Here is a 17,703-nt window from a genome sequence, read left to right on the forward strand (position 1 = left end):
GCGCAGACGAAACAAAACGACCGCCGAGTTCCCCGGCGGTCACTTGTTTCAACAAGCTGTCACGTAAGGTGATCAGAGATAGTCAGAACGCTGCAAACCGTACTTGGCCATCTTCTCGTTTAGCGTCCGACGCGGCAGGCAAAGCTCTTCCATGACACTGGCGATGGACCCTTTGTGCCGACGCATCGTGTTGTCGATCAGCATACGTTCGAACGCCTCTACATATTCTTTCAAAGGCTTGCCTTCGGTCGTCATCACCGGCTGCATTTCTTCGTGATCGTTCATCAACAGAGACGCAATGGAACCGGTGCCACGACGCGCCTGCAACACGGCACGCTCGGCAATATTGATCAGCTGGCGGACGTTGCCCGGCCACGGCGCCTGCAACAGTTGGGCTGCCTCTTGGGCCGACACCTTGGGTGCCTCACATCCATATTCATCAGCAAACTGGTCGCTCAACCGTGTGAACAGGGTCAGAATATCCTCACCCCGTTGGCGCAACGGCGGCACGGTGATTTTCAGTGCCGCCAGACGGTAGTAGAGGTCCGGACGCAGCGCATCCTCACAGGTCCGGCCCGCCTCCTGCATGTTACAGATGCCGACAATGCGGGATTCAGCCGGAGTGCCCTGTTCGTTGATCACGGACAACAGCCGCGCCTGCAGGGCTTCGCTCAGGGCCTCGATATCCTCAAGAACAAGGGTCCCGCCACGGGCTTCTTCGATTGCGGGCAAGGCACTGTCCTCGGGCAACATGGGACCAAAAAGGCGCTTGGCGAGCGCCTCTTCTTCCCAAGCCGAACAACTGACCAGCACGAATTTCTTGCCAGCGCGGCTACCAACGGCATGCAAGGCATGCGCCACCAATGTCTTGCCGGTGCCGGTCTCCCCATCAATCAGAACATGACCATCGGCCTGACCCAGATCCAGAATGTCCTCACGCAGGCGTTCCATTACCGGTGATTGACCAATCAGCTTCTTCATCAGCTGGCCGCCATCACTAAGCTCACGGCGCAGGGCGCGGTTGTCCATGGTCAGGCGGCGGGCGCCGGTGGCGCGCTTGGCAAGCTCGCTCATCCGGTCGGGGTTAAAGGGCTTTTCGAGAAAATCGAACGCCCCCACCCGCATCGCCTCGACCGCCATGGGCACATCCCCGTGGCCCGTAATCATGATGACGGGCAAGGCGCTGTCATTGCCCATCAACTTCTTCAAAAACTGCATCCCGTCCATGCCGGGCATCTTAATGTCTGAAATCACGATACCGGGATATTCTGGCCCCAGCACCTTCAGCGCATCCTCTGCACTGGCAAAGGTTTCGGTGTCGTAGCCTGACAAGGCCAGCCATTGGCTGATAGATTGGCGCATGTCCTGCTCGTCATCGACGATGGCAATTTTCATGGCTTGTGTCATTGTGGCTTACTCCGCCGCTCTGATCTTGTTGTCTTCACCTCCCGAACCCTCATCATCGAGGATCGGAAGCTGCATTTCAAAGACGGCACCGCCCGCTTGTCCGTTGCGGGCCACGAGCCGTCCGCCTAAATCGTTTACAATGCCGGAAGAGATAGCAAGGCCCAACCCTACGCCATCGCCTGGCTGCTTTGTGGTGTAAAAAGGTTCAAACAGACTGTCCAAATCCTCAATACCCGGTCCATTGTCACGCACGGTCAAGGTCGCCGTCTCGCCCGCAGAGAGGATGATATCAACCTGCGGCTCCCGTTCAGACTTGGTGGCATCAATGGCATTTCGCAACAGGTTCACCATGACCTGTTCAATCCGCATCCGATCCCCAAGCACTTCGATCGGTTCAGGGGGCACAACGCGGTTGATCAGAACCCGCCGCTGCCGCAGCTGCGGTTCCATCATCGACAGGCTGGACGCCAGCGCATCGCCCATGTTTACAGGGCTCAGCGCGTCCTGCCCCTTACGGGCATAGGACTTGAGCTGCCGGGTAATTGCACCCATCCGCTCAATCAGATCGTCGATGCGTCCGAAGCTGACCAAAGCCTCGTCCGGGCGGTTTCGGCGCAGCAGTAAACGCGCGCCTGCCAGGTAGGTTTTCATCGCCGCAAGTGGCTGATTCAACTCGTGACTGACCGCTGCCGACATCTCGCCCAACGCGGCCAATTTTGACGACTGCTCAAGCGTTTGTTCAGCCTGCGCGAGGTCTTCCTGCACACGTTTTCGCTCGGCGATTTCTCGCTGCAACTGCACATTCAGATGGCGAAGCTCTGCCGACTCCCGCGCAAACAAAGCCAGCCGCAAAGCTGACCTGCGGCTCATTGCATAAAAAGCGAGCGCCAGAAGAATGGCGAATCCCATGATTTCAAGCGCCAGAACACCGTTTACGCGCTCACGCACACTAGCATAGGTGGTAAACGAGGTCATCCGCCACCCACGGAATGGGATACGCGCCTCAAGGCGCATCACACCTTCACCTTGCAGATATGCGTCAGGTGGCAGCGCCGTCCAATCAGCCGTGGCCCGGATGGCACGTTCAATTGCGCTCTGAGGTGTCTGGCGCGCGAGCGCATCCTCTTCCGTCCGACCACGCCAACGCGGCTCGGTACTCAGGACAATCTGGCCAGCACTGTCCGTCACCAGTACGGCCGCAGATATGCCTGCCCATGCCCGTTCGAACTTCTGCAAATCCACCTCAACAGCGATCACCCCAAGCACGTCCCCACCTGCTGTCACACGCCGAGAGTAGGTGAAGTCAAAGCCCCCCGCCTCGCGTTCTGCCAGCGTGAAGATGGTGCCGCTTGCCCGCAATGCGTTGATGAAAAACGGCTCTGTTCGATGATTTGACCCGAGGCGATTGCGGTCCGTCGCCGCGACAGTGCGCCCGTCGCGATCCAGCAGGTACAGGTTGGCTGCACCGATTTCTTCTACAAAAGAGATCAAGCGTTGAGTCGATTGTTGATAATCCTGACTGTTCAAAGCGCCGATCAATGTCGGATCTCGCGCCAAGAGTTGCGGAACAATCTGATTTTGGCGCAGTTCACTCAGCAAGTTGCCAGAATACAAGGCGAGCCTCAGCTCGGCCCGGTTCCGCGTGGTTTCGGTGAACCTGTCTGTCAGCAACCGGTTGGTGAAAAACACCGTTGTGACCGCCGCAACGGTCAGAACTACAAGTGCAATGCGCACGCGCCAACTTGTGGCGGAGGTGCGGGGCGCATTGGATCTATTAGCAGCTGACATGGCATGGAACCTACGGCGTCGATGGTTCCGGCTCAAGTCACGCAGACGTCAATTGCCCCACTACTGCGCGGAAGAGCGCCTGTCCGTCGGTTCCACCATGGCCACTATCGGCCGCCCGCTCCGGGTGGGGCATCATGCCAAGAACCCGCCGGTTCTCTGACAAGATGCCTGCGATGTCATGCTGCGAACCATTCGGATTGTCGGTGTAACGAAATGCAACGCGATCAGTATCTTCAAGAGCGTTCAACGTGCCTTCGTCTGCAAAATAGTTGCCGTCATGATGGGCGATCGGGATGTCGATCACATCGCCCGCATTGTACCCTTCGGTAAAGGCCGACTGCGAAGTCTCAACCTTTAGGCCAACTGGCTTGCAGATGTATTTCAAACCGGCGTTGCGCAATAGCGCACCCGGCAAGATACCGGTTTCGGTGAGAACCTGAAAACCATTGCATACGCCCAGAACGTAACCGCCTTTGTCCGCGTGGTTCTTTACCGCCTTGCAGATCGGTGAATTGGCCGCAATGGCCCCACATCGCAGGTAATCACCAAACGAAAAACCGCCCGGCACACCCACCATGTCCACTCCTTTGGGAAGAGCGGTGTCCTTGTGCCAGACCATTTCGACATCCGCACCCGCATTGCGAAAGGCAACGGCGAGGTCACGATCACAGTTCGACCCGGGAAAAACGACAACGGCTGCTTTCAAGTTACACACTCCTTCGTGTCCAGGTTTTGCCAGCATCTCAACTAGACACTCGCGCCACATCCCCACGGCTTCAGGCGATGAGATACTCCAGTCTCAACTCGAAACCGCTAAGGGCCTAGCTCATTTCCACCCGGTAACTCTCGATCACCGTGTTTGCCAAAAGCTTCTCGCACATCGCGGTCACCTCGGCTTCGTCGGTGCCTTCCGCAAGGTCCAGTTCGATCACTTTGCCTTGGCGCACGCCATTCACACCTCCAAAGCCCAAGGCCCCAAGAGCGTGGCGCACAGCTTCGCCCTGCGGGTCCAGAACGCCGTTTTTCAGCATCACGTGCACGGTCGCTTTCATGTCGGTCTCTTTCAGTTGATAAGCGTCGGTTTCGAAATGGCGGCGGCGTTCTTGGGCATCACACCAAGTCTCCGTGCAACTTCGGTATAGGCATCGGTGAGGTTACCAAGATCGCGGCGGAATACATCTTTGTCGAGTTTCTGACCCGTCTCAATGTCCCACAAGCGGCAGCTATCGGGGCTAATTTCATCAGCCACAATCAAGCGCATGAAGTCACCGTCATACACACGCCCAATCTCGATCTTGAAGTCTACAAGACGGATGCCAACGGCCAACATGACCCCACTTAGAAAGTCGTTGACTCGCAGCGCGAGCGACAGAATATCGTCCATATCTTGCTGGCTGGCCCAACCGAAGGCCGCAATATGCTCTTCGGTCACCAACGGATCGCCCAGCTTGTCGTCCTTGTAGCAGTATTCGACGATCGGGCGCGGCAATTGCGTGCCTTCCTCGATCCCGAGACGCTCGCTCATCGTGCCCGCCGCGTAGTTGCGCACGATCACTTCCAGCGGCACGATTTCACAGGCACGCACCAACTGTTCGCGCATGTTCAGCCGTTTGAGGAAGTGGGTGGGCACCCCGATTTGGCCAAGGCCGGTCATGAAGAACTCACTCAGGCGGTTGTTCAACACGCCCTTTCCTTCAATAACGTCTTTTTTCTGGGCGTTGAAGGCAGTGGCATCATCCTTGAAGTACTGGACAATCGTGCCGGGCTCAGGGCCTTCGTACAAAACCTTGGCCTTGCCTTCGTAAATCTTCTTGCGTCGCGCCATGGGCGTCCTTTCGCGTGTGCAGGGGTCGTGAGTCTCCCCGCCGATGGCCACCTCATAAGCAATCGACCCAATTGCCGCAAGCAATGGGGTTGCGCGGCACGCCCTGGCCTGCATATCTGGAACAAAGACAAGCCAGAGAGGGGGTGGCCAATGAGCACCTTTGACGAGCGCGAAAGCGCGTTTGAAAACAAATTCGCCCATGACGCCGAAATGCAATTCAAGGCCGATGCCCGCCGCAACAAGCTGTTGGGCCTTTGGGCCGCAGACCTTATGGGTAAAACCGGTGACGCCGCCGAGGAATATGCGCGTGAAGTGGTAAAATCCGACTTCGAAGAAGCCGGCGACGAAGACGTGTACCGCAAGGTGGCAGGCGACCTTGGCGCCAAGTCGGACGAAGCAACCATCCGCGCCAAAATGGCGGAACTAATGACAGAAGCCAAAGCCCAATTGATGATCGAAATGGAATAAACCCAATCGTTTGCTACCTGATCTTGAACCTTTGAAGAGCGCGCACCGTCTCGAGTGCGCGCTTTTTAGTTTTCATTGTCGCCAATTGCTAGCCGACCGTTAAGAAAAGACACACCCTTGCCCACTAGCCCTTGATCGGGGACTGAGGGAAAGGGTTGGGATATGCAGCGAAATCAAGCATTGGCAGTGGTGCGCGCTGCCCTTCGTGTCGGCATGCCAATGATGATCCTGGCGGCATGCATCATGCTTTTGTCCCGACAAGTCCCGATGGACGTGGTAACAAGCCTGCCTCAACAACTGGCCAATATCACGACCTTCCAATGGGTTCTGGCGTCTATTCTGACGGCCGGCAGTTTTTTCGCAGTCGCCCAATATGACGTACAGGCCCATCGCACATTGGGCACCGAGGTGCCCGAAGGACAGGCGCGCATCACAGGCGCCGTCGGAATCGCCATTGGTCAGACAATCGGTTTCGGTCTCGTTTCAGGCGCTCTGGCGCGGTGGCGCATGCTGCCCGACATGTGCATTACACAAGCGCTGAAACTGTCGACATTCGTATCACTGACCTTCGTCGTCGCCTGGGCGTGCGTCACCGGGCTGGTCAGCGCTGTCTTGCCTGCCCCGTCATGGACGATTCCACTGTCTGCAGGCGCCTTTGTACTGCTGCCTACCGCTGCCGCCACTTTGTTCTGGTGTCCAACCTTGCGCATCGGGCAACACCTCATTGCGCTGCCAAGCCTGCGGATTGCCGGTTCAATCCTGATCTGGGCGTTGGCCGACATGGCGCTGGCAGCAGCCGCGCTTTGGGTGTTGTTGCCGCCAGCCACAATGACGTTTGCCGTTCTGCTGCCCCTGTTCATGGTCGCCCTGGGCTGCGGATTGATGTCGAACACACCCGGTGGTGTTGGCCCTTTTGAGTTGATCCTGATTGCCGCCTTGCCTGCCGGAGCCGGTGCTGAGGCGAGTGTCCTAGCAGCCATTCTGGCATTTCGCATCGTCTACTATGCGGCACCGGCCTGTCTGGCCATTCTCGCCATGTTGCGCCCCCTGCCAACTGTGATGAAAAAAGCGCGAACTGCACCGCTGTGGCAAACACTGTTGCGCAGCGAGGCACAGGCCTTGCGCCAGAACAACGGTTACGTGGAACCGATGACATCCGGTGCACGCGCGCCAATCTGGCCGACATCGCAAACGTGCACTCTGTTCACCGATCCAGACGGGCGCGCCGATGCGGCCCTATTGGGATGGTTGCGCCGAACCGCACAGGCCCAAGGGCGAAGCCCAATGCTCTACAAATCCGGTCCGCGGTTGGCGCAACAGGCGCGGCACGCTGGGTGGGCTGTGCTTCATATTGCCGATGACGCCATCGTTGATCTGGAACGCTACAACATTGAAACGCCTTTGCGCCGCAGGTTGCGCCGCAAGTTGCGCGCCGCCGAAAAGGCAGGGATCACTTTGCGTTCAGATGCGCCATTGCCACACGGCGCGGCCGCGAAAATTGACGCCGAATGGCAAAAGCAGTGCGGGAAGGCTCGCGGCGGCAGCATGGGGCGATATTGCCCATATTATGTTTCAAGTCAATGGGTTGTCAGCGCTTATTCAGGTGAAGATCTGATAGGGTTTGTAAGTTTCCATCATGGCCCTCGAGATTGGTGTCTCGACATCATGCGCCACGGCGCAGACGCGCCAGACGGTACAATGCATGCGCTGGTGCATCGTGCCCTGTTGGACGCAAGGGCCATGAAGTGCCGGCAGGTCAGCCTCGCCTCGGTCACCGCCTGCCCGGACCCGAGCAGCGCGTTTTGGCGGTGGGCTGGGCAGGTGGCCCTACGCCATGCGGGCGGCACCGGTCTGCGCCAGTTCAAATCCGCATTCGCGCCACGTTGGATCCCCAGATATGCTGCCGCGCCGACCTGGGCGGGCCTTGTGCTGGGATTGGCCGATATCGCCCGTACAGTACGCGTACCGGATCCTCTGCCCACGACCCTGATCGCCTCAAATGCAAACGCGGCTCATCAAGAAGATGAGAATTATGAACTGGCTTCACGTCGTGTGGCATGACAATTGGTCAAAATTCCTCGCGCAAAAGGTTCGATCATGTCCGACGCTCTGACAACTCTTCTGGCTGAAAAAGGCACACTACTGGCTGACGGTGCCACGGGCACCAATCTGTTTGCCATGGGACTGATGTCGGGCGACGCGCCTGAACTGTGGAACGAAGAGGAACCACAGAAAATCAATGCGCTGTACAAGGGGGCCGTTGACGCGGGAAGCGATATCTTTCTGACCAACTCGTTTGGTGCAAACGCGTCGCGCTTGAAATTGCACGATGCGGGCCACCGCGCGTTCGAATTGAGCCGCATGGCAGCGGAGATAGGCCGCGACGTAGCCGATGCTGCCGGACGCAAGGTGATTGTTGCCGGATCTGTTGGGCCAACCGGCGACATTATGGAACCTGTCGGCAACCTGACCCACGCAGACGCGGTCGATATGTTTCACGAAACCGCTGCCGGACTGAAAGCGGGAGGTGCCGATATTGGCTGGCTGGAAACCATTTCAGCCCCCGAAGAATACACGGCTGCGGCCGAAGGCTTTGCTCGCGCCGAACTGCCCTGGGTCGGCACAATGAGCTTTGACACTGCAGGCCGTACGATGATGGGTGTGACGAGCACGGATATGGCGACGCTGGTGGCGGGTCTGGACTTCCCTCCCATTGCCTTTGGTGCCAATTGCGGCACAGGCGCGTCCGATCTTTTGCGGACTGTTCTTGGATTCGCTGCCACTGGCACCACTTTACCGCTTGTTGCCAAGGGAAATGCAGGCATTCCCAAATACCATGACGGTCATATACACTATGATGGAACACCTGAGTTGATGGGAGATTACGCCGCCATGGCCCGTGATTGCGGCGCGACCATCATTGGTGGTTGCTGTGGCACGACCCCGGCCCACCTGGAGAAGATGCGCGAGGCACTGGACACGCGCCCAGTACAACCTGCCCCGTCTCTCGAAGCCATTGTTGCAGCGCTTGGTGCGTTTTCTTCTACCGGTGACGGCACCGGCGATGATGGCAATCGTCCGGCACGCAAGCGTCGTGGGCGCCGTGCCGCTTAGAACAGGCTAAGCTGGGCGGTGGGTGCACGTGGCGGCTGGAACAAGTCCGTGCGCATCGGCGGCAGCTTTTCTCTCAACCCCAAACGCTTAATGGCAAGTTTGAACCGATGTGCGACAATCTCGGCATAGGGCCCATCGCCCCGCATGCGGTGCCCCCAACGGGCATCGTAATCCTTGCCGCCGTGCATCTCGCGCAGGCGCGACATGATGCGGTGAGCGCGGTCGGGGTAGTGCGCAGCCAGCCATTCCTGCCAGAGCGGCGACACCTCTTGCGGCAACCGCAACATGATCCAGCTGGCGCTTCCAGCGCCTGCTACCGCGCCCGCTTCAAGGATCGCTTCAAGCTCTGGGTCGGTAAGCGCGGGCACCATGGGAGAGGCCATAACGCGCACCGGAATGCCCGCCTCAGTCAATCTGCGCAGGGTTGCGAGCCGTCGCCTCGGGGTCGGCGCACGCGGTTCCATTGCCCGGGACAGTTCAGCATCAAGCGTCGTGAGCGACAGGCCAACCCGCGCGAGCCCCTTGGCTGCCATACGCGACAAGATGTCGATATCCCGTTCAATCAACGTGCCCTTGGTCACGATAGCAACCGGGTGATTGCAGGCCTCAAGCACCTCAAGGCAGGCACGCATGATGCCATGTGTCCGCTCAATCGGCTGATACGGGTCCGTATTGGTGCCAATAGCAAGCGTGGCTACCTTGTAACTCTTGCGCGCCAGTTCCGCGCGCAGCACATCGGGCGCATCCGGCCGCGCCACCAGACGCGTTTCGAAATCGAGGCCCGGCGACAGGCCCAGATAGGCATGCGTGGGGCGGGCAAAACAATAGACACAGCCGTGTTCACACCCACGGTATGGATTGATCGACCGATCAAACGGCAAGTCGGGCGAGCTGTTGTAACTGATCACAGTGCGCGGGTGTTCGATGCTGACCTCTGTTCGCAAGGTCGGCAAATCCTCTTCCAGCTCCCAGCCATCAGCATCGGCATGCCTGCTGATCCTGTCATAGCGGCTTACGACATTGCTCACTGCTCCACGGCCCTTTGCAACGCGTGTCTGGAGATCCGGTTTCATATTCGGATGATAGAACACAACAAGAACATTTTCCAGCGCAGACCCGTCAAACGCAGCAGAAACGTCATAAGACCGAAGACAAAAGTGACAACCTGCGTCGCACGCGAAGCTGGCCATGTCGCAATTCGGACAGTCCGCATGCGACATTCTGAACGATAACTCGAAAAAACTAGGCACCGGGTCCGGCACCCATTCAAGAGGAATGCCCATGTCAGACGAAGACGAAATCATCCTGTCCGAGCTTGATGACGAAGAGCTTGTCCAGCAGATGTTTGACGACCTTTATGACGGTCTCAAAGAAGAGATCGAAGAAGGTGTCAACATCCTGCTCGAACGGAAATGGATGCCCTATGACATCCTGACCAAGGCGCTGGTTGGCGGCATGACGATCGTCGGCCATGACTTCCGTGACGGCATTCTGTTCGTGCCCGAGGTTTTGCTGGCCGCCAACGCGATGAAGGGTGGCATGGCGATCCTCAAGCCGCTCCTAGCAGAAACGGGCGCGCCGCGCGTCGGAAAGATGGTCATCGGCACGGTAAAGGGTGATATCCACGACATCGGCAAGAACCTTGTGTCGATGATGATGGAAGGCGCGGGTTTCGAAGTGGTCGATCTGGGCATTAACAACCCGGTCGAAAACTACCTGGAAGCAATCGAACAGGAAGGCCCGGATATCCTTGGCATGTCCGCCCTGCTGACAACAACGATGCCCTATATGAAGGTCGTCATCGACACGATGGTCGAACAGGGCATTCGCGATGACTATATTGTTCTGGTCGGTGGCGCACCGCTGAATGAAGAGTTCGGCAAGGCCATCGGCGCTGACGCCTATTGCCGTGACGCGGCCGTGGCGGTCGAAACGGCCAAGGAATTCGTCGCGCGAAAGCACAACCAGTTGGCGGCGGGATAAATCCCTGTCGCCCCGGCCCAACCGGAGGACGACATGCTGCTTGATACACCGATCTGCGACTTTGGCGCGCCCGCGCCACAGTTCAGACTCCCCGATGCGTATGGCACCTTGCACAACCTGTCCGACCACACAGGCGAAAACGGCGTGCTTGTGGCGTTCATCTGCAATCATTGCCCCTATGTCATTGCAATTGCGGACCGATTGGCGGCGGATGCAAAGGCTTTAAAAAGGCTTGGCGTCGGCGTGGTTGCGATCAACGCGAATGACTATACCGCCTACCCCGCTGATGCTCCGGACAAGATGCCCGGTTTCGCTGCAAAGCACGGGTTTGACTTTCCCTATCTCATTGACGCGGATCAGTCCGTGGCACAGGCCTATGGCGCCGTCTGCACACCCGATTTCTTCGGCTTCAATCGGGATGGGCAGCTGCAATATCGGGGACGGCTGGATGACGCGCGCATGGGTCACACCACAGGGCGCACGCCCGAATTGCTGAACGCTATGCAACAGGTGGCCGAAACCGGACATGGCCCCCAAAACCAGACGCCAAGCATGGGATGTTCAATCAAATGGCGCTGACGGATGCGCAGTTGACTGACTCTGGTTTGCCCGCCAGTGGCGCAGGACCAATCCTGCTGATTGCCTGCGGTGCGCTCGCTCGCGAGATTTTAGACCTCAAACATGCAAACGGCTGGGATCACATGGACCTGACCTGCCTGCCGGCCAAGTACCACCTGTTCCCCGACAAGATCACGGAGGCCGTGCGTGAGGCAGTCGCCAAACACCGCGACACCTATGACACCATCTTTGTTGTCTATGCAGATTGCGGCACGGGCGGCCAGCTACAGGCTGCCTGCACCGAGATGGGAGTCGAGATGATTGCGGGGCCCCATTGTTACAGTTTTTTTGAGGGAAACGAAAAATTTGCACGGCAAAGCGAAAGTGAAATCACCACGTTTTACCTGACCGATTTTCTTGTCCGCCAATTCGAAGCCTTCGTGATCAAACCCATGGGGCTCGACCGGCATCCCGAATTGCGCGACATGTATTTCGGCAATTACGAAAAACTTGTTTACCAGGCACAAACGGATGATCCAGTCCTGACTGAAAAAGCGCGCGCGGCGGCTTATACCCTTGGACTGACATTTGAACGCCGCTTCACAGGATATGGCGATCTGCAAACCGCGTTACAGCGGCTTTGATACCATCTTCTTCTGACCAAAAGTACCACGGGGGAGCCGCAGGCGGGGGCAGCGCCCCCTGATAACTGGCGTTGCCGAACGGCGGCCGCAGGATCACGCAGCCGCAGCCACCAACTGGATCCGCTCGATCATCGCCCGAAGGCCGTTTGATCTTTGCGCTGACAGGTGGTCGTTCAACCCCAGCCGCGCCATTTCGGCTCGCGCATCCACGGCACGGACCTGAGCCACTGGCAATCCATTGTACAGCCGACGCAGAACCGCGATCAGGCCCTTTACGATCATGGCATCGCTATCACCGTCAAACCGGAATACGCCGTTTTCGATCTGCGGATGCAGCCAGACCTGGCTGGCACAGCCGTCTACTTTGGTTGCAGGCACCTTGAGTGCATCTGGCAGCGGCTCCATCGCCTTGCCTTGCTCAATCACGTAACGGTAGCGGTCTTCCCAGTCTTCGAGGAACTCGAAATCCTCCACGATTTCTTCAAAGCTGTCGGTCGCCATCAGATGTCCCCGCGTCTTTCCCGTTCGTCTTGTCACCTAGGCGCAGCTGCACCAAAGGTCCAGAGCGGTAATGGACGCTTTTCAACGGCGTCAGCATCCGTTACCACATGTGCCAAAAGCAAGATATGCGAGCGGAAGATGCGCCTGATCCTACCTGCCCTACTGATTGCCACGCTGACCCTATCGGCCTGTGCCGCCGTGCGCGACAGCCGGGTGAACCCGATCAACTGGTTTGGCAACAGCCGGTCAGGACCCGTTCAACCTGATCCGCGCGCAGCAACCAACCCGTTGATCCCTGAGACTCGGCGTGCGGGCCTGTTTTCCAGTCTCCGCGAACAGACCGAACTCTACGTTGGCACCCCCATTGATCAGGTCACTGACTTGGTGATTGAAAGGGTGCCCGGTGGCGCCATTGTGCGGGCCACTGGCATCGCCAGCGAAGACCGGGTTTATGACGTGCGCCTGACAACAGAGAGCGACGAAAACGTACCCGTGGATGGTACTTTGACCTACCAACTGCGCGCTGTGCACTCTGACCGCCCAACCAGAAGGTTGAGCCAGCGGGTACGCACAGTCACAGCGGCCCGTCGCCTTACGGATCAGGAACTGGCCGAGATCCGCGTGATCCGCGTTGAAGGGCTGCGCAACGCACAGACCACAACGCGCCGCTAAGCAGAAGCATTAGTCCAGCGGGATAATCTGTACGTCGGCGCCCTTGGCAGTCAATGCGACGCGCCCATCGCACAAGCGCAGCGCATCCGTGCCAAACACCTCTGACCGCCACCCGTGAAGTGCAGGAACATCCCGAACCCCGGCTGCCAACGCATCCAGGTCCGCCGCCGATGCTATCAGCTTGGCTGCAACGCCTGCACTCTCAGTTTTGGCCTTCAGCAGAACCCGCAGCAGGTCGGCAAGGGCCGGGTTCACCTGCAGCTTTTCGCGAGAGCGGTCAGGGCGCGGCATCGTATCCGGATCCATGTCCACGCCCCGTTTCACAGCCGCCAGGATTCCGTCGGCAATGTCACCTTTCCGTGCCTCGCGCAGCAGCAGTCTCGAGCGCCCCAGGTCTTCGTAGGATTTCGGCTTGTTACTGGCCAGTTCAACCAACGCATCATCCTTGAAAACACGATTGCGCGGCACGTTCCGCGTTTGGGCATGCGTCTCGCGGAACGCAGCCAGTTCCTTTACGACCGCAAGGAACCGCGCCGAATGCGTGCGTGTCTTTACACGTCTCCAGGCATCTTCGGGGTTGATGATGTACGTCTCGGGACTCAGCAGCGTTTGCAATTCTTCCGACACCCAACGCGCGCGTCCACTCTGCGCCAGTTTTCCTGCAAGGAATTCATAGATTTGGCGCAAATGCGTGACATCGGCGATGGCATAGGTTTTCTGCGCGTCGGTCAGCGGTCGGCGTGACCAGTCGGTAAAGCGTGAGGTCTTGTCGAGCGACTGCTTAGCAATCTTGCGGACCAGCGTTTCGTATCCGACCTGTTCTCCAAAACCGCAGACCATGGCAGCCACTTGGGTGTCAAAAAGCGGCTCAGGAAAGACCTGGGCATCGACATAGAAAATCTCGAGGTCCTGTCGCGCAGCGTGGAAAACCTTAACCACGGATGTGTCGCGAAACAGTTCATATAGCGGTTCGAGTGAAAGGCCATCGGCCAATGGGTCCACCAGCACGGCGTTGCTGTCGTCGGAACCCGGCATAGCCAGCTGCACCAGGCAGAGTTTCGAATAGTAGGTCCGTTCGCGCAGGAATTCTGTATCGACGGTCACATACGGGTGTGCGCGGGCTTCGGTACAGAATTCAGCCAGCGCGTCCGTGGTTGTGATGGTTCTCATATGCGGTACTTTTTGTTGCTTTTCACCGTCTGGTTGTCCGGTCCTACACCAACGCGCGCACGCTGGCTAGAGCATGAGCGGTGTCAAGTCGTCAGAGGCAAAGCGCCGCAGCACAGAAGGGTACAAAATGTGCTCTTGCTGCAGCACTCGGGCGGCAAGATCGTCAGGTGTGTCCCCGGCCCGGATGGGCACCCGCGCCTGCCCAAGGATCGGGCCGTCATCCAGTTCCGGCGTCACCAAATGTACCGTACAGCCGTGTTCAGTATCGCCAGCTTCAAGTGCACGGGCATGGGTGTGCAGACCACGATACTTGGGCAGCAGCGATGGATGAATGTTCAACATCCGGCCGCGCCATGGCGTCACAAAACCAGCTGTAAGCACGCGCATGAACCCGGCCAGGCAGATCAGGTCCAGATCAAAGGGATCAAGCGCGTCCGATATTGCAGCCTCGAAACCGGCACGATCCTGTCCAAAAGGCCGATGATCGACAACAACAGTGGCAAGTCCGGCCTCCTTCGCCCACGCGATGCCGCCTGCATCCGCATTGTTAGAAACGATGACTACGGGCGTGGCCGGATGCGACGCATCCATGTCGTCGACCAGCGCACGCATGTTCGATCCACCGCCCGAGACAAAGATCCCAACGCGTTTTGTCAAAGAAGCGCCCCGGAGTAGCGTACGCCCTGCCCTGCTTCGACCACGCCGATGCGGGTCACAACCTGCCCTTCGACCTCGAGGGCCGCCGTTACATCTGCTTCAGAGGCTGGGTCCACAACCACAACCATGCCGATCCCGGCGTTGAACGTCTTGAGCATTTCAGCCTGATCCATGCCGCCCTGCGCCGCAAGCCATTGAAACACCGGCGGCAGTTCCCAAGTCCCCAGATCAACATGCACACCAAGACCCTCGGGCAGCACGCGCGGCAGGTTTTCCGTCAGACCACCGCCGGTGATGTGGGCAAAGCCATGCACGCCACCCGCCTTGATAGCAGCCAGCGCCGCCTTGACGTAAAGCCGCGTCGGCGTCAGCAGGGCCGCACCCAGATTGCCTTCGCCCCATGGACAGGCATCGTCCCAGCCAAGCCCCGAGGTTTCGACGATTTTGCGGACCAGCGAATAGCCGTTAGAATGCACACCGTCCGAGGCAAGACCCAAGAGCACATCACCCTCGGCCACGTCTGCTGGCAGGGCCGCGCCCCGCTCCATCGCGCCGACAGAGAAACCGGCAAGATCAAAGTCACCGGCAGGATACATGCCCGGCATCTCTGCGGTCTCACCCCCGATCAAAGCGCATCCCGAAGCCTCACACCCCCGCGCGATCCCCTCGATGATGCGTGCCGCCTGATCAAGTTCCAACTTGCCTGTGGCAAAGTAGTCCAGAAAGAACAGCGGCTCTGCGCCCTGACAGACCAGATCATTCACGCACATTGCAACCAGATCGACACCCACACCGTCGACGTTGCCGGTATCGATTGCGATCCGCAACTTGGTCCCGACACCATCAGTGGCGGCCACCAGCACAGGATCGAAAAAACCGGCCGCTTTCAGATCGAACAAGCCACCAAAACCACCCAATCCAGACGCCACCCCAGCCCGTTTCGTTGCGGCGGCAGCCGGCTTAATCCGCTCGACCAGAGCGTTGCCCGCGTCGATGTCGACACCCGCCTGTGCATAGGTCAGTCCATTCTTGTTCGTGGTCATTCTCAATCTCCCCGGGGGCTCGCCTGCCCCTTAACGTGAAGAGAGGTGGCGTTGCAAAAGGAAATGCAGTTCTGCGCCGCTGCGCCGCGTTTTCACGCGTCCCTCACAGCGCGTCACCCTCTCGTGACACGTCGTATTCGAGGCCGCGAGAACGTGACACAGTTCTTCGAGCAACCACTCAAAGGACATCGCCATGACATTTCATCGCCTTCTCATCGGAACATCCGCAACGGCGATCGCATTGTCGATGTCCACCGCACATGCCGAGATCGTCAATATCGAAGATGGCGGTTTTTCCTTCACCTTGGGTGGCCAAATCAACCGCGCGTTTCTGTTCACCGATGACGGCGTAGAGAGCAACGAATTTTTTGTCGATAACGACAACTCGTCAACACGACTGACGGCGCGCGCCGCGTATAGTTTTGGCAACTATGTTGTGGGCGCGTTGATCGAATACGAATTCGAATTCTCATCTTCCAACTCGGTCAGCCAACTCAATTCCGATATCAGTTCTTCGGTGTCAAACGAACGTAAGTTCGAGCTGTTTACAAATACCCCCTTCGGCAACTTCGCCTATGGCCAAGGGGACGCGGCCTCAAACGGAATCTCTGAAATTGACTTGTCCGGCACAGCTCTGGGCAACTATTCCGACGTTGGCCTTATCGCGGGCGGCCAGATTTTCCGCACAGCAGCTGGCGGGTTCAGCGGCAATGATGTGGGCGACTTCTTCTCAAACTTTGACGGCATCAGCCGGATCGAACGGTTTCGCTATGACACACCCACATTTGGGGGTGGCTTCGTGACCTCGGTCTCATTTGGCGAAGACAGCAACAATGACATCGCCATACGCTACACAGGCACGTTCGGCGACGTACGTGTACGCGGCGGTGTCGCCTATGCACAGATTGACGAGGTCGACCGCATTGCCGGGTCAGTATCGGCATTCCATGATCCCACTGGTCTGAACGTCACTTTTGCGTCCGGCACAGACAATCTGGACACGGCCGGTCGCGAAAATCCCGGCTTCAACTATTTGAAACTGGGCTACCAAAAGAAGGATCTTTTGCCTTGGGGTAGCACATCCTTTGCCGTTGATTTTTATGACGGAAGCGATCTGGCTGTGAACGGCAGTGACTCCGAAAGCCACAGCATTTTTGCCGTGCAAAGGATTGATCGCTTCAATACGGAAATCTACGGCGGCTTCCGTACATTCAGCGCAGAAACACCCACAGAATCGTTTCGGGATATCGACGCTGTATTTATTGGCGCTCGCTACCGTTTCTAAGGTGCCGTTCGTCTTGACACCCGGGGTGGCAATGCTATCCCCGGGATCAGGCGGGCCTGTAGCTCAATTGGTTAGAGCAGAGCGCTCATAACGCTTTGGTTGCGGGTTCAAGTCCTGCCGGGCCTACCAACCGTCTTTTACGCTTTTCGAACGTGCCAACCAACCGTCATCGTGACCACCGTATCGCCGTCGCCGTCGCGGATATCCACATTGATGTCGAACGCCGTCTTGCCCACCTCTTGCAATTCCTTGACCAGTTCTGGGCCGGGCCGCTCAGTCTGCGCATGTGCTTCGAGCCGTCCTTTGGCGATCTTGACGTAAGAGATGCTTGCCCCGGACGCGACGGGTCGCGCCTGAAAGATCATCGGCCCAAAGGCACCGGCAAGAGCGGCACCGGATGCGGCTTCTCCCAACGTGAACATGGCACCTGCGTGCTGGGTCTGGATATGGTTCGACGTTTCAGGCCGTTGATCCAGTGCGGCGACACCTGTGCCATCGCCCACCTCGACCAGCTCGACACCTACGTGGTTGGCAAAGGGCACGGCCTTGCCCAGTTGGTCGCGGATCATGTCATAAGGTGTCATTTGG

Annotated in this window: 19 protein-coding genes and 1 tRNA gene; 9 read left to right on the plus strand and 11 right to left on the minus strand. The window is 58.3% G+C overall.

The features are described 5' to 3' along the window. Nucleotides 1-72: 72 nt before the first annotated feature. The 5 genes from IE087_RS05885 to purC form a co-directional block, all read right to left on the minus strand. Entirely contained in the window at nucleotides 73-1,407 is a 1,335-nt protein-coding gene (locus IE087_RS05885) for a sigma-54-dependent transcriptional regulator (protein WP_189368395.1), read from the minus strand. Nucleotides 1,408-1,413: 6 nt separating this feature from the next. Further along, the gene (locus tag IE087_RS05890; RefSeq protein WP_189368396.1) at nucleotides 1,414-3,195 is read right to left on the minus strand and encodes a sensor histidine kinase; all 1,782 of its coding nucleotides are present in this window, start codon (nucleotides 3,193-3,195) and stop codon (nucleotides 1,414-1,416) included. A gap of 37 nt (nucleotides 3,196-3,232) precedes the next feature. Further along, nucleotides 3,233-3,901, minus strand: coding sequence for a phosphoribosylformylglycinamidine synthase subunit PurQ (gene purQ / locus IE087_RS05895; protein WP_189368397.1), 669 nt, complete (start codon nucleotides 3,899-3,901; stop codon nucleotides 3,233-3,235). A gap of 115 nt (nucleotides 3,902-4,016) precedes the next feature. Next, entirely contained in the window at nucleotides 4,017-4,247 is a 231-nt protein-coding gene (gene purS, locus IE087_RS05900; RefSeq protein WP_189368398.1) for a phosphoribosylformylglycinamidine synthase subunit PurS, read from the minus strand. 11 nt (nucleotides 4,248-4,258) lie between these two features. Then, nucleotides 4,259-5,020: a phosphoribosylaminoimidazolesuccinocarboxamide synthase gene (gene purC / locus IE087_RS05905; RefSeq protein WP_189368399.1), complete on the minus strand. Its 762-nt coding sequence runs from the start codon at nucleotides 5,018-5,020 to the stop codon at nucleotides 4,259-4,261. Nucleotides 5,021-5,170: 150 nt separating this feature from the next. Between purC and IE087_RS05910 the strand changes: the two genes are divergently transcribed. From IE087_RS05910 to bmt, 3 genes are all read left to right on the plus strand, one after another. Next, nucleotides 5,171-5,488, plus strand: a complete 318-nt coding sequence (locus tag IE087_RS05910) for a DUF1476 domain-containing protein (RefSeq protein ID WP_189368400.1) — start codon at nucleotides 5,171-5,173, stop codon at nucleotides 5,486-5,488. 162 nt (nucleotides 5,489-5,650) lie between these two features. Continuing rightward, nucleotides 5,651-7,549, plus strand: coding sequence for a phosphatidylglycerol lysyltransferase domain-containing protein (locus IE087_RS05915; protein ID WP_189368401.1), 1,899 nt, complete (start codon nucleotides 5,651-5,653; stop codon nucleotides 7,547-7,549). Between the two features lie 36 nt (nucleotides 7,550-7,585). Continuing rightward, nucleotides 7,586-8,602, plus strand: coding sequence for a betaine--homocysteine S-methyltransferase (gene bmt, locus IE087_RS05920; RefSeq protein WP_189368402.1), 1,017 nt, complete (start codon nucleotides 7,586-7,588; stop codon nucleotides 8,600-8,602). Here bmt and IE087_RS05925 read toward each other — a convergent pair. Further along, on the minus strand, nucleotides 8,599-9,675 hold the full coding sequence (locus IE087_RS05925) for a PA0069 family radical SAM protein (protein WP_189368403.1): 1,077 nt from the start codon (nucleotides 9,673-9,675) through the stop codon (nucleotides 8,599-8,601). The genes bmt and IE087_RS05925 overlap by 4 nt on opposite strands. Before the next feature lie 208 nt (nucleotides 9,676-9,883). On the opposite strand from IE087_RS05925, the gene IE087_RS05930 reads away from it, so the two are divergent. From IE087_RS05930 to IE087_RS05940, 3 genes are read left to right on the plus strand one after another with little or no spacing between them, the layout of a single operon-like run. After that, complete coding sequence (locus IE087_RS05930; RefSeq protein WP_189368404.1) at nucleotides 9,884-10,585, plus strand: cobalamin B12-binding domain-containing protein; 702 nt, start codon at nucleotides 9,884-9,886, stop codon at nucleotides 10,583-10,585. 33 nt (nucleotides 10,586-10,618) lie between these two features. After that, a complete protein-coding gene (locus tag IE087_RS05935) occupies nucleotides 10,619-11,164 on the plus strand; it encodes a thioredoxin family protein (protein ID WP_189368405.1) in 546 nt (181 codons plus the stop codon). Next, nucleotides 11,143-11,787 (plus strand): DUF1638 domain-containing protein, encoded by a 645-nt coding sequence (locus IE087_RS05940; RefSeq protein ID WP_373296488.1) that lies wholly within the window; start codon nucleotides 11,143-11,145, stop codon nucleotides 11,785-11,787. Before IE087_RS05935 ends, IE087_RS05940 begins: the two co-directional genes overlap by 22 nt. Before the next feature lie 93 nt (nucleotides 11,788-11,880). Here IE087_RS05940 and IE087_RS05945 read toward each other — a convergent pair whose 3' ends face one another. Further along, entirely contained in the window at nucleotides 11,881-12,288 is a 408-nt protein-coding gene (locus IE087_RS05945) for a SufE family protein (RefSeq protein ID WP_189368406.1), read from the minus strand. A 138-nt stretch (nucleotides 12,289-12,426) separates the two neighbouring features. Here IE087_RS05945 and IE087_RS05950 point away from each other — a divergent pair, with 138 nt between their 5' ends. After that, on the plus strand, nucleotides 12,427-12,960 hold the full coding sequence (locus tag IE087_RS05950) for a hypothetical protein (RefSeq protein ID WP_189368407.1): 534 nt from the start codon (nucleotides 12,427-12,429) through the stop codon (nucleotides 12,958-12,960). A 9-nt stretch (nucleotides 12,961-12,969) separates the two neighbouring features. On the opposite strand, the gene rnd is transcribed toward IE087_RS05950, so the two are convergent. From rnd to purM, 3 genes are all read right to left on the minus strand, one after another. Then, nucleotides 12,970-14,130, minus strand: a complete 1,161-nt coding sequence (gene rnd, locus IE087_RS05955; RefSeq protein WP_189368408.1) for a ribonuclease D — start codon at nucleotides 14,128-14,130, stop codon at nucleotides 12,970-12,972. A 66-nt stretch (nucleotides 14,131-14,196) separates the two neighbouring features. Further along, nucleotides 14,197-14,787 carry a phosphoribosylglycinamide formyltransferase gene (purN, locus tag IE087_RS05960; RefSeq protein WP_189368409.1) on the minus strand — a complete coding sequence of 197 codons (591 nt, stop codon included), beginning with the start codon at nucleotides 14,785-14,787 and terminating at the stop codon, nucleotides 14,197-14,199. After that, complete coding sequence (purM, locus tag IE087_RS05965; protein WP_189368410.1) at nucleotides 14,784-15,830, minus strand: phosphoribosylformylglycinamidine cyclo-ligase; 1,047 nt, start codon at nucleotides 15,828-15,830, stop codon at nucleotides 14,784-14,786. Before purM ends, purN begins: the two co-directional genes overlap by 4 nt. A 193-nt stretch (nucleotides 15,831-16,023) precedes the next feature. Here purM and IE087_RS05970 point away from each other — a divergent pair, with 193 nt between their 5' ends. Further along, nucleotides 16,024-17,115 carry a hypothetical protein gene (locus IE087_RS05970; protein ID WP_189368411.1) on the plus strand — a complete coding sequence of 364 codons (1,092 nt, stop codon included), beginning with the start codon at nucleotides 16,024-16,026 and terminating at the stop codon, nucleotides 17,113-17,115. 52 nt (nucleotides 17,116-17,167) lie between these two features. Beyond that, a tRNA-Ile gene (locus IE087_RS05975) sits at nucleotides 17,168-17,244 on the plus strand. 8 nt (nucleotides 17,245-17,252) lie between these two features. On the opposite strand, the gene IE087_RS05980 is transcribed toward IE087_RS05975, so the two are convergent. After that, complete coding sequence (locus IE087_RS05980) at nucleotides 17,253-17,699, minus strand: PaaI family thioesterase (protein WP_189368412.1); 447 nt, start codon at nucleotides 17,697-17,699, stop codon at nucleotides 17,253-17,255. Nucleotides 17,700-17,703 lie beyond the last annotated feature (4 nt).

The sequence above is a fragment of the Tateyamaria omphalii genome, assembly GCF_014651375.1.
GTDB lineage: Bacteria > Pseudomonadota > Alphaproteobacteria > Rhodobacterales > Rhodobacteraceae > Tateyamaria > Tateyamaria omphalii.